The organism is Sphingobacterium gobiense, from assembly GCF_002980575.1.
In the GTDB taxonomy this organism is placed as follows: domain Bacteria; phylum Bacteroidota; class Bacteroidia; order Sphingobacteriales; family Sphingobacteriaceae; genus Sphingobacterium; species Sphingobacterium gobiense.
In genome coordinates this window covers 183,684-197,201 of record NZ_PVBS01000004.1, presented here as the reverse complement: position 1 = coordinate 197,201, position 13,518 = coordinate 183,684, and the positions used below count along the sequence as shown (strand labels likewise).

Genomic DNA, 13,518 nt, shown 5'->3' with positions numbered 1-13,518 from the left:
AGATTAAAAGTTGACGGATAAGCCGAATAAGAATGATTTCGGCGCAGGCAAGGTGCGTGTACCACTATTTAGCGAATAGAATTCGGGGTCAATGTCGTTTCCAACAGCACTCCAATACCAGAGATTGTTGATCTGGGCAGTCAGCTTTGCGCCGACCAGTCCAGCTCTTCGTGTCCAATGCGCCGGCAGGCTATATCCTAGTGCTATGTTTCGCAGCTTAACATAATCGGCATCCCGCACATGAATATCGGCGTTCCGCCACATCGACGATGAGTTTCTCGCATACGACAATCGATCTTCCGGATAGTCTACCAACAGTCTCGGAAAATCCGCTGTCGTGCCGTCCGTCCAACGATTTACTAAATTCTCATGCAACAATTCGTCACTTCCGATGTCAATCACGTCCAAACGCAACTTATTACCACCGGAGAACACAAACATGGTCGAGAGGTCAAACGACTTGTAACGGATACGCTGTGTAAAAGATCCATTATACTTCGGTATCAGGGACCCCATATTGACCAGCGCATCAGGATTGGTGATCGACTGCGCAGTCAAAGGCACCCCATCATCGTCAAATGCCACGTTCACCTCCCCGTTCTCGTTATAAAAATATGGGTAACCTTCTGTCATTCCTGCGTAGCGGTACGCCATCAGTGAGTTAAACGGCTCGTCTTCAAAGAAATAGTTAGACGGAGCAGACACATAAGATCCTGCCGTAGAAGCTGGTGTATTGACCTTCTCTACCCGGTTGGTATTATGTGCAAAGACAAAGCTCGAAGCAACACGCCAGTCTTCGTTCTGAAACCAAACACCGTTTATATTAAATTCAATCCCCTTATTGCGCAATGCGCCAGCATTCAGTACCCGTGAGGTTGCTCCTACCGTCGCATCCAAGATCGTCGAAATAAGCAAATCGCTACTATACCTGTTGTAGTAATCAATGCTACCACTCAGGCGGTTATCTAGTACCGCGTAGTCCACACCCATATTCCAAGTCGCCGTTTTTTCCCAGCGTAGGCGTGGGTTAGGAAGCGAATTTATCTCCAAGTAGTCGATATCGGTATATAGCCGATCCGTCCGCCATCTTGCCGTCGAGTAAGGCGAAGATGTCTGATCCACATTTCCGGTAATACCGTACGTCAAACGGGCTTTTAAGCCATTCACCCAGGTCACTTCACGCATGAATGCTTCATTACTGATATTCCATCCCGCACCTAGTGACCACAAAGGGCGATACTTGTATTTTGGATCCACACCAAATAAATCCGCTTGGTCTACCCGGACACTACCGGTCAGGTTATAACGGCTATCGTAAGTATAGCCTCCATTGGCAAAAGCCGATACATAGCGGTGCAATGTTTCTTGCTGTGCAGCAAATGCCGGATTACTCATCCGCATACGACCACCATACAAAAAGCTGTCGAAACCGGTTTCAATGGCGTCCAGCCAGTTGATATTGATAGAAGCCAACGTTGTCGTATTGTAACCGTATAGCAGTTGCTGTATATCCACCGGGTTGTTCGTTTGCCGCATTTCAAAACCAGCCAAAGCCGCTACTTGATGCTGCCCCCTAGAACCAAAACCGTTGTCATAGTTAAGCTGTTGACGAAAATTGTAATTATATCGTTTATTGTTTCGTTGATAGAAACGTCCACCTGCCGGGAGGTTCGCCACATAGCGGTCGTTGGCGCTTTGATAACTCAGCAAGCCGTTGTGCGCCATACGCATCATGTAATCCTGTTCGTCATAGTAGTTGTTAGTCTCTGCCTGGTTAAGTTCATACGAAAACTGCACCTGATAAGACAAGCCTTTGTAAAGGTCCGCTTTCCAGTTGGTGAATGAACGTAGGCTAAGGGTTTTGCCATGTGTCATCCCCTGACCCAATGCATCAAGGAGATGAAAGCCTGTAGAACGAAGCGCAGCATTGCCCGCGATTTGCTCGGCTATGGCACCGTTGACCGCACCAGCACCCGCAATACTGCTCCCCAGATCGACATAGGGATGGATAACCGGATTTCCGTTTGTATCCATTATACGCGTATAACGTTCCTGTATCTGCATCGAGTTGTACACATTTTCGGTGGATTGACCGGCGTTGTACGTACCGTTTACCCCTACTGTGGCACGTAACCAGTTAGTTAGGTTAAAGGTAGACTTCATATTGAGGTTGAAGCGCTGGTCTTCGTTGTGCCGTACACGCCCATTGGCCTTGTCGTAGTTAAAGGAAACATAGGTATTGCTGTTTGCCCCAGCTTGGGAGATATTGGCATTATAGCGCTGTCTAGATTCGTTACGCCACACTAAGTCGCGGTATTCTTGATAAAAATCATTTGTCCGCCAGGATGCCAAACGCTCGTCGTACACATCTTGAACAATCTCCCCATTGGCAAGCATGCGGTTAAGATTGAATAATGGCGAATAATACCTGGGTCTACCGCCGAAGCTTCCATAGGCCTTAAACAGCTCCGATTCATCCCCATTTACCCGAGCTAAGTCCCTATTGTACAAATCCATTTCAAAATCAATGAGATCAGATGTACCTGCATACCGCATCCTGTCCAAATCCGGCTTACCCGTGAGAAAGAAATCAGCATTCGCTGTTACCTTCACACCTCGCCCTTTGCCTTGCTTGGTCGTCACAACGATGACACCGTTTGCTGCCCGTGCGCCATAGATAGACGCCGCCGCTGCATCTTTTAATACCGTGATGGATTCCACATCATACGGGTTAACATCCGACAACGTAAACTCCGTTGGCAAATCGTCGATAACGATCAGGGGAGAGGTTCCTATAGACGAAGAATAGGTTGCAATTCCCCGGAGCAACGGTGCGTCCGGCGCTGCTCCATGTGGATTTTTAGTCATCATTAAACCTGGTACCTGCCCTTCCAAAGCCGAAAGCAGATCAACATTAATATGCCTATTCAACTGTTCATTGTCTACGTGGGTATAAGCTGCCGTTGATCGCTCCTTGCTGATTTGCTGGTAGCCCGTAATCATGACCTCGTTCAGCATCGATTCTTTTAAAGACAGCATGATGGTCAATGGCCGCTCGGCCATCGCTGGGGGAATATCCATAAAGCGCAGATCGTAACTGAGGTGGTGGAAATACAGCACAGACTTGTTTGGACGAGTCTCTAGCTGAAATTCGCCACGCTCGTTAGAGATGGTCTGGGACGATAGCCCTTCTGTATGAATCGAAACGCCCGGAATAGCCTTCCCCAGACTATCTATGACCCGGCCACGCACCACATAGCCGTCTTGCCTATCGACGGGTTTAGGAAAGAGAATAATCCGCTTCTCGTCGATACGATAGCCAAACGGCTGATCTTGAAACAATTCAGAAAGGGCATCCGCTAGTAGCACCTCAGACCATTGTCCGCTGATAGGTTTGGCCTGCTTCAATAGGCCTGCATCGAAGATAAATTCATAACCATATTCGTCGGATAGTTCTTGAATAACTTCCCGAACGGAAGCCTGCTGAAACACAAGATTAATGCGCTGTGCCTGCGCAGATAGTTGGTGAAAAAAGCAAGTGATAAAAACCAATAATGCGTATCGGTTATGCCGCAATCCGGCCAGCAGCTTTCTTCGTCTGTTGTGGTTAAACATTGTAGTTAGGATAAGGTTAAAAATTATGATATTACTGTATTCTGATTTGCCCCTGTTCGAAGGTATACGCTACGCCACTCGTCTCATTGAGTAACCGCAGCACTTCTGAAAGCGGCAAATTTTTGTTGATTTTCATATAAATTCGATTGTCTTGTGGCATATGGAGCGTATCCAGACCGGTGCCATACCATTCTGCAATATCTTGCAACACCGCTGCGAGGGATTCATCTTCATACATAAAGTAACGGTCTTTCCAAGCGGTAGCCTGCTGTGTCCGCGTCTTTTCAAGGTGAATGCCATCCGCATTGCTAATCGCCTTTTGACCAGGAACGAGCATCACCCGCTCGGATCTTCCTTTTTGTGATAGGGCTACCTTTCCTCGAACAAGAACGGTTTCTACCGCCATCTCTTCGGGATAGCTTCGCACATTAAACTGTGTTCCCAAAACCTCTATCTGGGTGTTCCCAATATGCACCTTAAATGGGCGCTTTGCATCATGCACAACGTCAAAAAAACCTTCTCCTACCAGTGTTACACGCCGTTCACCTTCATCGAACGGGACACCTAGTGTGAGCGAAGAATGCGCATTTAAGGTAACAATGGACCCATCTTCCAAAATGACTTTAAAGTCAGATTGCTCGGTATATAGTGTCTGCTGCTCAGAAGCCGCAGCTGTGCCTGGGCTTGATAGTAAACGGAAGGTTAGGCTATCGACCCGGCTCAACAGCATATTATCTGCAAGCCAAACCGAATCCTGTTTATCGTTGATGGTTATCTGCTCGCCCTTTGCATTTTTAACAAACAACATAGGGGAAGGAGCGAAGATATCTTCTGCACGGTCTGTGGAGCGCTCCACGAAGAAATAAAAACAGCCTAAAATCACCAGCACACTTGCGGCTACCGCTACCCAGGTTTGCTTTCTCATCGAGCGGACCGGACGACGGAAGGTGTGATCGATCAATTTACGCTGCACGCGTTGCAAACGTTCATCAATATCGACACCAACAGGCAGGTCCGACGAAAAGTCAAAGCCGTCGTCTATCAGTTTTTTGAGATCCTCTTCCGAAGCCTGTTCAAAATAGCGTAACAAGAGATCTAGCTCGACTCGGGTCAACGTTCCTTCTAGGTAACGCCTATAAATTTTGGCTATGTTTTGTGACATACTATTAATATATACACCGCGTTTGTGTAAAAACACTATCCGAACGGCAAAAAAAATAAAGATTTATTAATAATTAGTTTATACAAGATGTATGGCGAGGAGTATCATCAAAAGTTCGTCGTAGTGCTCTTGCACGAAGCGGCGGATCTGCTGGTTGCTCTTAACCATCATATTACTAACCGTAGACACAGAAATCCCTAAACGAGATGCGACCTCTTCGTAGCTTTTCCCTTCGATCTTACACAAGGTAAAAATGGTACGCCGTCTTTCGGTGAGCGTGTCCAAAGCACGAGCCAACAATGCCTCTTGTTTATCGCGTATATCTTCATCTGTCTCGAGGTGATACAGGTCTTCGAAGTGGAGGTATAACTGTTCTTGAATTTTATGGTCTTTTGCGACTTGTCTGTAATAATTGTAGACCGTATTCCTCGCTATCGTATATAACCAAGGGCGGAACGGCCGACTAGCATCTATGCCGCTACGGTTGTCCCAGACTTTCATAAATACGTCCTGTAACAGTTCTTCTGTCGCATCTTCATCCTTCGTCATCTGCTGGATGTGGATAAACAACTTGCGACCATGTTCATTATAAAGTGTATTGAACGCATCTAAGTTACCCTGTTTCAACAAAAGGAGTGTAGCCTGTTCTTCAGAATAATTATACGACTTAGCCATGAATAGGACAGCATCAAAAACGCGCTGAGCGACATTTAAAATCGCAAACTTAGATAAAATGCCTCGCATTCACGAATTTCAATCAGAAAAAAACAAAACGGAATATCGAATACATTGTTCAATTCAGAAGAGAACATAGAGGACATATATAGAGATCATGGAGCTAAAATCAAAACTTGAAAATCCGGTGGACAAATATCCAAGACCACCTTTCAAAAAACAGTCACAACCTTTCCCGGCATTAACCGGAAAAATGGAGCCCATTCCCGATCATGGGGAAAACACCTATCTAGGCTCTGGGCGCTTGGAAAACCGACGGGCATTGATTACCGGTGGCGACTCCGGCATTGGCCGAGCCGCAGCTATTGCATTTGCCAGAGAAGGGGCCGATGTAGCGATCAACTATTTGCCGGCCGAAGAAGAAGATGCAAAGCAGGTCATCGACCTCATTGAAAAAGCCGGACGCAAAGGTTACGCGATCCCCGGCGATATTACCGATCGGAATTTTTGCCAACAGCTCGTAGCGGAAGCAGTCGAGAAATTAGGCGGATTGGATATTCTGGTCAATAACGCCGCTTACCAACAAAGTTACGCATCGATTTTGGATATCCCCGATGAGAGTTTCGACCAAACCATGAAAACAAATGTGTATGCACCGTTTTGGATAACAAAGGCGGCTATTCCGCACATGCCAGCCGGATCGTCCATTATCGTTACCGCTTCGGTGCAGGCATACGATCCGGAGGCGGCCTTGATGGATTATGCCCAAACAAAGGCGACGAATGTCATTTTGGTTAAAGCCCTAGCGCAACAGCTAGGGGAAGCAGGCATCAGAGTAAACGGTGTCGCGCCCGGGCCAGTTTGGACGCCTTTACAAGTATGCAGCAAAGAACCGGAAACCTTAGTTGACTTCGGAGCAGACACAGCTTTGGGCAGAGCCGGGCAACCTGCCGAGCTTGCTTCTATCTATGTACAACTGGCAGACAATAGCGCCAGTTACTCCACCGGGCAGATCTATGGGGCTGCAGGAGGAGGAGGTCAGCCATAAAAACAGAAAGCGCATAACTTGATCATTATGCGCTTCCTTTCTGCCACGTGACAATTGCTTAATCTATAGCAACTTGCTAAAACGAGTAGCGGACACCCAACTGGACTTGAAAAGGATTTCCGCTCGGACTTGCCAAGCCGACATTGTTAACCCTATAATTAAACTCCTTCGCGTCGGCGTTAAAGCCTTCCGCCAGCAGACCATACAACGCTTGGTTTCCCAATGTCTTGGTTACACCCCACTCTTTATCCACCATGTTCAGCAAATTGAAGATTTCTGCAGATACCTCAATACCATGCGTTCTCTGCATCATAAACTTCTTCGCAATACGCAGGTCTACGGTTCCAAAGAAACCGTTAACCCCCGCGTTCCGGTCAGCAATACGTCCAGCGTAATTTACAATGACATCTTTCAGGCTTTGACTGGCTTCGGGGTTATCCAAGATAGCCTGAAGGCCAGTACGGATGTTTTCCGGCGTATTCAGGTTGTTATAGTCGAATATAAAGGCTAAATCGTTCGTCGAGGCCACGAAGTCGCCGTTGGTATTGGCACCAGCGAGAATATTGAAACGCGTTCCGCCCAATCCAGTATACCGCACGCCTATATTTACGCCCCAGAACGTCGGTGCCTTACCATATACGACAACTTTGTGTCTGAATTGGTTGTTCGAATAAGCTAGTGCGCCTAAGTCTCGGGGATCGTCAACTACAGGTTGCGAAAGTGTTGCGCTATTGGCAACATTACCATTGAACGACGTATTATCCTTGGTGTCGTTCCATGTATAGCTTGCGTTGATCACGCCGTCGCGGAAATATTTGTACGTTCCGTCGATCACCACCGCAAATTGGTTGATTTTTCCGATGCTCGTCAATTCTAGCACACGGCCTAGCTTATCCGAAATACGTCCCTGCTGCCAATCGGGCGTTCCATTGGCCGCGATAGATTCTGCCGGGACAAATACACCACGGTTACCTTCATTTGCCAACCTAAAAAACGGTTCACTCACCATATTACGGTCCACATAGGTATAATTATTCCGTCCTAATGTCATGAAACCGGTAGCCGTCATTTTGAAACGATCGGTTATAAAGCGGGTATACGACAGGTTTGCTTTATATACAGTAGGTACATCGGCATCTTTTCCCGTATAGTTAATGGTCGGAATCTGATGTGCGGCTAAAGCGGGGATGGTACTTTGATCCTGCCGATAACGATTAAAATCAATCGGCGGGATGTCACCATCACGCACATCAACCGTAGCAAAGTTAGAGCCATCAAACGTCAGGTTATTGATGATCATGTAGTTGTTAATATCGGAAGCGAAAATCCCGGCACCAAACCGCAAAAAATCGGTTTGATTCTGGTTAATATCCCAACTGAATTGCAAACGGGGCTGTAAAATAAAGGAAGCTAACCTGTTGTCCGTGCGTATCCCTAACTCATCGTATACCAACTGACTGAACGTAGCCTTTGGATAAGCAGCATAGTCCATACGTAAACCAGCGGTCATCTCCAACCCCGCCGCAATGTTTTTCCGCATTTGGGCATACAATCCGAAATTCATGATGGTTCCCTTTACCGCTACGTCGTCTTTTAACGGTACCTCCCGATAATAGCGATAGGGTTTCATGTTTTCAAAATTATCTAAGCCAACAAAATGAAAACGTCCGTTCACCTCAGACCCGTAAATGGAATTGGAAGCTGTGGACATCACGTCAACCCCAAACGTATACTTCGCCCAATCGGTATCAAAATACAAATTGTTTACTAACTGTAATACGTTGTTTTTAAAACTCTCCTGCGCGAACCGATGCCCGCCTAGCTGAATGTTGGTCTGCAAGTCGTCGCCGCCAATCTGAGAAGTAACACGTTCCACGATCGCACGTGGTATATAACCATCGCCAATCTGATCACCCTGCGTACTATTTTGGTAAACATACAAATGTTGCAGTTTTAGCTCGTTCGTAATGCGTGGGGAAATCGAGGTACGCAAAGTGGCCAAAAAACTGTTATCAAAATTCTTATCGTTACCATATGACTCCAGAATATTGATTGACGTATTATCTGCAAGCCCTAAAGGATTATAGTCATAGGTCAGGTTATTGCGGATAGTCAACAAGTTTTTTTCGTTGATCTGCCAATCTAAACGGAGAAAACCAGCGTCGGATGTTCTATTTTTATTAATCGCACCCGTTTGAGGAGCATCAGATACGCCGTATTTGCTACGAGCAATACCCAGATAACGGTCCAATGTGGGTTGGTTGATCCTATAGCGAGCTTCGTTATCTCCACCACGGATATCGGCAATCAGCAAGGATCTATTGTCTTGCTGCCTGTCCCAAACGGCGAAGAAGTGCAATTTATCCTTAATGATAGGGCCTCCTAAAGAGAATCCATATTGATAAGTAGAATAATCTCCAATACGAGGGTTTCCGTTAATATCATATTGACTAGTGAGCCAATCTGTACGTCCAAAGACGAAAGCCGACCCTTCAAATGTATTCGTTCCTGCCTTTGTCGCCGCACTGATGGTTCCTCCGCCACTGCGTCCGTAGGTAACATCGTATTGATTGGTTACCACCTTAAACTCGCGTACGGCCTCCATCGAGATGGAATAAGGTGCGCCACTCCGGCTGGTCGTGGAGCCTGCGGAAGTAGGGTTCTTGGCGTTCATACCGTCAATCGTAAAATTAGTCGAAGAACCCAACTGACCGGAAATACTTCCGCCCCGGGCCAACGGTGACAGGTCTGTAAGCGATGTGAAATTACGCCCGTTTACCGGTAATGATTTGATATCTTGCGACGAGAATGCGGTCGCCGCTCCAAGATAATCCCGCGTATTTTTAAGACCCGAAGCCGTTATTTCTACAGCATCTAAAGCATGTCGGTTAGGTACAATCTGTACGTTGATCTGCGCGACATCGCCTTGATTAAGATGAACGCCCGTAACTGACCCCTCACCTTCCTCGATATGAGTGGCCGTTACCGTGTAAGGCCCGCCTAGCGGAAGCTGCTTGAGGTCATAGTTTCCCCGCTCATTTGTGATGGTAGTGGTTGTGAAGCCGGTTGACTCATTTTTAACACGGACGGTAGCTCCCGAAACGGGTGTCTCTGCTTGCGTCGTTATACCTCCTCTAATGGAAGCCTGTGTTCCTTGTGCATAAGTCTGTACGCCCACCATCATTGTAGCGATAAAGCATACGACATAAAATAAAGCTTGCTGTTTGAAGTTTACAATCATTTCACCGTTTAAATTTGTTAGCGACAAAGCTATTAGCGCACGGTTAACTAACTGATACGGGGATATCAAGATTATGTTAATCGTATCGATGGCGGTTTCCATTCCGAAAATTGCCACCAACCGCTTTTATCGCCCTTGTCATTTCGAAAAGAACAGCTATAAAAGCAAGCCGCGATTCACTGATTAGCTCCAAACAGGCATAAAATAAAAGAACGGCTCCCATCAGGACGAGTGTAACGGGAATCCAGTTATAACTTAAGTGTAAGATATCAACCACGCCAATGCTAACGCTGGTCGCAACAAAGAAAAGCAGCGAGACGTATAAACTCGTCATCGCGCGCTGCAAATGCAACACCCGTTTAGTCGATCGCTTCAGCTGTTTATAGACGGCAAGAATCTCTTCATCGTCGTCTCTTTCCTTTGTTTCTGTATCTGTTAATTGCTTCAGTTCCTTGCCTAACTTCCGAGTGCGTTCGATTTCACGGCTCAAACGCTGTGAGGTTGAGAGAATCAACGAGCCGTTTGCCATGATGAGCACCACGGGTGTAATCATGGAAGAAAGAACAGTAAGTACTTGTGCAAAATTCTCCATTGTTACCGCGTTCATGTGACCGGAAAGGCGATTGTCGTGCTGTGATCCCGTCCACCGTGGGCCGTATCCAGCCGACTGAACTGTACCACTACAGGCCGGTCAGATTGTAACAGTGCAGCAAATTCTTTCGCCAATAAAATAGCCTCTGGATCTATCAAATCATTGAATCGGATCGTACGGATCCGTTTAGCATCCACGGTAATGCGATAGGGTCCAACGGGTTCCCTATCGGTATAGTAGATCGAGATTTCAATGGCAGCGACCGATTCACCCGTATTCAATATACTGATTTCATCCCGACTGGTATGCGCAGGCTCTTCGCCGGTACTTTCGGCCGGAATACAACAGCCTGGCAGGGCCCAAATCTTATGTCCTATGCTCGAGTGTTTCATCATCACACTATTAAAATACGTTTCAAGTAAGGAGTTAACAGGGTATTGTTCGGATCAAACGCCTCACGGACACGCTGAAAAGTGTCCCATTCCGGATAACATCGTTTCAATTCCTTAGCAGTCATACTGTGCATCTTTCCCCAATGTGGCCTGCTATCATACGCTTGAAAGATCTGTTCGATATCCTTGAAATATGCCTCGTAAGGCAGACATGCGTTCTGGTGGATCGTTATGGCCACAGTCGGACGCCCATATGCGTTACTCAGATAATTATCATCTGCAGCTACTGGTCTAAAAAGTACTCGCCAACCGACCTCCTTCCGATGTTTTTTTAAAATGCGTTCCCTGATTTCCATAAAGCAATCTGTAGCCTGCTCGATCGCGAGCGAGTATTCCAGTTCTACATAGCGAAGTTCGTGAGGAGTCGGCAGCAAATCCTGGCTCCATCCAATTTCTTCCTTATCGAGGCGTGCATAGGGAAGTTCTTGTGTACCCATACCCAACTCATTCCAAAGACGGAGGCTGACTTCGTCACGTCGCGGATACCAGTAAAATCCAAAGTTCCGGTTTTCTTCCATCAGCTCGGGTAAATGCTTCAGACAATCCTCCACCGAAGTACAATAATGCTGACGTTTTAAGCGGAAAGCAGGGAGTACCTTCAGGGTGATTTGTGTAAATATACCCAACGCCCCTAGCGACACCCGTAATGCCCGCATGATATCGGAATGATCGTTTTGATTATACATTTCGCATTTACCGGCCCCGGTAATCAGTTTTATCGATGTTACCGGTCCTGAAAGATTAGTAAGCGCCTTCCCTGCTCCATGGGTTCCAGTACTGATCGCGCCTGCTAACGACTGCTGGTCGATGTGACCCGTGTTTTCCATAGCCAGATGATGTTTGAATAGCGCTTTTCCTACCTCTTCGACCGTCATTCCGGCACCGACAGTAGCTTCCAAGCGTTTATCATCCACGGCATGAAGCTGATTAAACTTTTCCAGTGATACGAGCATGTCGTCCGTTTCGATTATAGGAGAACAGGAATGACGCGCTCCCACCGACCGTACTATTTTTCCTTTCTGATTCGCTGTTTTTAGCAGGCTTATCAGCTCCCGTTCGCCGTCGGCTACATGGTATTTGGCAGGCGTAAACCGAAGATTTCCCGCCCAATTATGTTGCTCGGACTTATTGCTATTATTACCGAAAATTGCCATATATAAAGTAACAACAGGATATGGCTTTTGGTTTTACGTTGTCCGTGACACTTAATACCCCGGGTTCTGGTACATTTTCTCGGGGTTTAATTTATGCTCGTCAAACGGAATCGGAAAATAGCGATCCTTCGTAGAAATATTAGACAACTTTGCATTACCATAATCAGCTTGATCTTTCTGATTAAAATAGGCTACCAGTTCTTCGGCAGCATAGTTTCGGACTAAATCAAACCAGCGGTGGTTCTCGAAGGCCAGCTCCACGCGTCTTTCGTGCAGGATGGCATCTTTTAGCGTGGGGTATTTTTCTTTATAGCCCGCGTCCTGCATTGCGACGGCATAGCCCGGTAAACCTGCCCGTTGCCGCACTTCATCCAGCAAGGCAATAGCTTCCGTCTGTTTTCCTAGATGTAGTTTTGTTTCCGCCAATAACAACATCACATCAGCATAACGAATAAGAATCCAATCGTTTCCGCCCCAACCTGCTGTACCGGCTGCTTGGCTAACATCTCTAAATTTGGTCACAAACCAGTCGTTTACCTGAGGGCTTGCCGCAAACTTAATTGAAAAGTCTTTTCGTTTATCGTTTGCTTCAAAATCCTTCACCAAGTCCAACTTCACGACCTGTCCTGCTCCGGTAGATTCATATTGTGAGTTGATCGTTTCCCCTCTCGCCTGGTAATTTCGGGCAATGCCGGAACTAAACCGGTTATTACCCTGGAGATATTGCACCTGGAATACAAGTTCTTCACAGGTATTCTTTTTAGCTACATCAAATACATCCTCATACGGAATCTCCGTCAGTTTTCCGAAGTTCCGCATACCATAGGACGCTTCAAGATGTTGTTCGGCTTTTATGAAATTTTCTTGTTTATTGTCTGTTGCAGTAGCGCCCATGGTGAGATAAACCTGTCCTAGGAGCGCATTGATGGCGGCCTTGGATGCACGCCCAACCTCATATTCATGCTGCGTATCTGGGATATTACTTTCAAGTGCTTCGGTGAGGTCGGTTACAATTTGCTGATAGACCACGGCCTCTTTCTGCCGATAGCCAATGGCATCTGCCTGTGCCTTATCCTTGATCTCTTCGATGGATAATGGAATATCACCGAACTTTCGTACCATGTGGAAATAGAGTAAAGCCCGTACGAACTTCGCTTCCGCTTTGTAACGATTCTTGAGTTCTTCGCCCGTGAAAGCTACCTGGTCGATATGTGTTAAAACTACATTACACCGTGCAATAGCATTGTACATGTCAGACCAATGGGACTTTAAATACGTATTCCCGGCTAGAATAGCGAAGTCGTTGAACTGGAAGGGTTCGCCCGCCGCCGACTGATTATCATTACGCCCGGTATTATCCGATCGCTCCTCATTGAACAGCGTACTACCTTCACCAACTGTATTCCCAGAACGGAGCCCTTGATAAAGTCCATTGATCGCCAACAGCACATCGTTCTCCGTTTCAAAATAGTTCTCGATGGCTACCCCATTAGGGTCTTCCTGATTCAGGAAATCTTTATCACAAGCAGTAAGCGCGAACAAAACAAACGGTAATAAATATCTTTTTTTCATTAGTATC

General features: G+C 46.5%; 9 protein-coding genes. 1 reads left to right on the top strand and 8 read right to left on the bottom strand.

What is annotated here, in order from left to right; genetic code table 11:
* Nucleotides 1-3: 3 nt before the first annotated feature.
* The 3 genes from C5749_RS17130 to C5749_RS17120 form a co-directional block, all read right to left on the bottom strand.
* Entirely contained in the window at nucleotides 4-3,615 is a 3,612-nt protein-coding gene (locus C5749_RS17130; RefSeq protein WP_105727458.1) for a SusC/RagA family TonB-linked outer membrane protein, read from the bottom strand.
* A 31-nt stretch (nucleotides 3,616-3,646) separates the two neighbouring features.
* On the bottom strand, nucleotides 3,647-4,777 hold the full coding sequence (locus C5749_RS17125) for a FecR family protein (RefSeq protein WP_105727457.1): 1,131 nt from the start codon (nucleotides 4,775-4,777) through the stop codon (nucleotides 3,647-3,649).
* Between the two features lie 78 nt (nucleotides 4,778-4,855).
* Entirely contained in the window at nucleotides 4,856-5,452 is a 597-nt protein-coding gene (locus C5749_RS17120; RefSeq protein WP_181151505.1) for an RNA polymerase sigma factor, read from the bottom strand.
* Between the two features lie 157 nt (nucleotides 5,453-5,609).
* On the opposite strand from C5749_RS17120, the gene C5749_RS17115 reads away from it, so the two are divergent.
* Complete coding sequence (locus C5749_RS17115) at nucleotides 5,610-6,500, top strand: SDR family oxidoreductase (protein ID WP_105727455.1); 891 nt, start codon at nucleotides 5,610-5,612, stop codon at nucleotides 6,498-6,500.
* A gap of 76 nt (nucleotides 6,501-6,576) precedes the next feature.
* Here C5749_RS17115 and C5749_RS17110 read toward each other — a convergent pair whose 3' ends face one another.
* From C5749_RS17110 to C5749_RS17090, 5 genes are read right to left on the bottom strand one after another with little or no spacing between them, the layout of a single operon-like run.
* On the bottom strand, nucleotides 6,577-9,858 hold the full coding sequence (locus C5749_RS17110) for a TonB-dependent receptor (RefSeq protein WP_245893825.1): 3,282 nt from the start codon (nucleotides 9,856-9,858) through the stop codon (nucleotides 6,577-6,579).
* Nucleotides 9,818-10,348, bottom strand: coding sequence for a DUF2721 domain-containing protein (locus tag C5749_RS17105; protein WP_105727454.1), 531 nt, complete (start codon nucleotides 10,346-10,348; stop codon nucleotides 9,818-9,820). Before C5749_RS17105 ends, C5749_RS17110 begins: the two co-directional genes overlap by 41 nt.
* Nucleotides 10,345-10,728 carry a sensory rhodopsin transducer gene (locus C5749_RS17100; protein WP_219848020.1) on the bottom strand — a complete coding sequence of 128 codons (384 nt, stop codon included), beginning with the start codon at nucleotides 10,726-10,728 and terminating at the stop codon, nucleotides 10,345-10,347. The genes C5749_RS17105 and C5749_RS17100 overlap by 4 nt, the downstream gene beginning before the upstream one ends.
* Nucleotides 10,728-11,939, bottom strand: coding sequence for a D-arabinono-1,4-lactone oxidase (locus C5749_RS17095; RefSeq protein ID WP_105727453.1), 1,212 nt, complete (start codon nucleotides 11,937-11,939; stop codon nucleotides 10,728-10,730). The genes C5749_RS17100 and C5749_RS17095 overlap by 1 nt, the downstream gene beginning before the upstream one ends.
* A 51-nt stretch (nucleotides 11,940-11,990) precedes the next feature.
* Entirely contained in the window at nucleotides 11,991-13,511 is a 1,521-nt protein-coding gene (locus C5749_RS17090; RefSeq protein ID WP_105727452.1) for a RagB/SusD family nutrient uptake outer membrane protein, read from the bottom strand.
* Between the last annotated feature and the right edge of the window lie 7 nt (nucleotides 13,512-13,518).

What these genes read in the sequence shown, in the direction of transcription:
- C5749_RS17130 (WP_105727458.1), bottom strand. Translation starts at nt 3,615, where the DNA reads ATGTTTAACCACAACAGACGAAGAAAGCTGCTGGCCGGATTGCGGCAT.
- C5749_RS17125 (WP_105727457.1), bottom strand. Translation starts at nt 4,777, where the DNA reads ATGTCACAAAACATAGCCAAAATTTATAGGCGTTACCTAGAAGGAACG.
- C5749_RS17120 (WP_181151505.1), bottom strand. Translation starts at nt 5,452, where the DNA reads ATGGCTAAGTCGTATAATTATTCTGAAGAACAGGCTACACTCCTTTTG.
- C5749_RS17115 (WP_105727455.1), top strand. Translation starts at nt 5,610, where the DNA reads ATGGAGCTAAAATCAAAACTTGAAAATCCGGTGGACAAATATCCAAGA.
- C5749_RS17105 (WP_105727454.1), bottom strand. Translation starts at nt 10,348, where the DNA reads ATGAACGCGGTAACAATGGAGAATTTTGCACAAGTACTTACTGTTCTT.
- C5749_RS17100 (WP_219848020.1), bottom strand. Translation starts at nt 10,728, where the DNA reads ATGATGAAACACTCGAGCATAGGACATAAGATTTGGGCCCTGCCAGGC.
- C5749_RS17095 (WP_105727453.1), bottom strand. Translation starts at nt 11,939, where the DNA reads ATGGCAATTTTCGGTAATAATAGCAATAAGTCCGAGCAACATAATTGG.
- C5749_RS17090 (WP_105727452.1), bottom strand. Translation starts at nt 13,511, where the DNA reads ATGAAAAAAAGATATTTATTACCGTTTGTTTTGTTCGCGCTTACTGCT.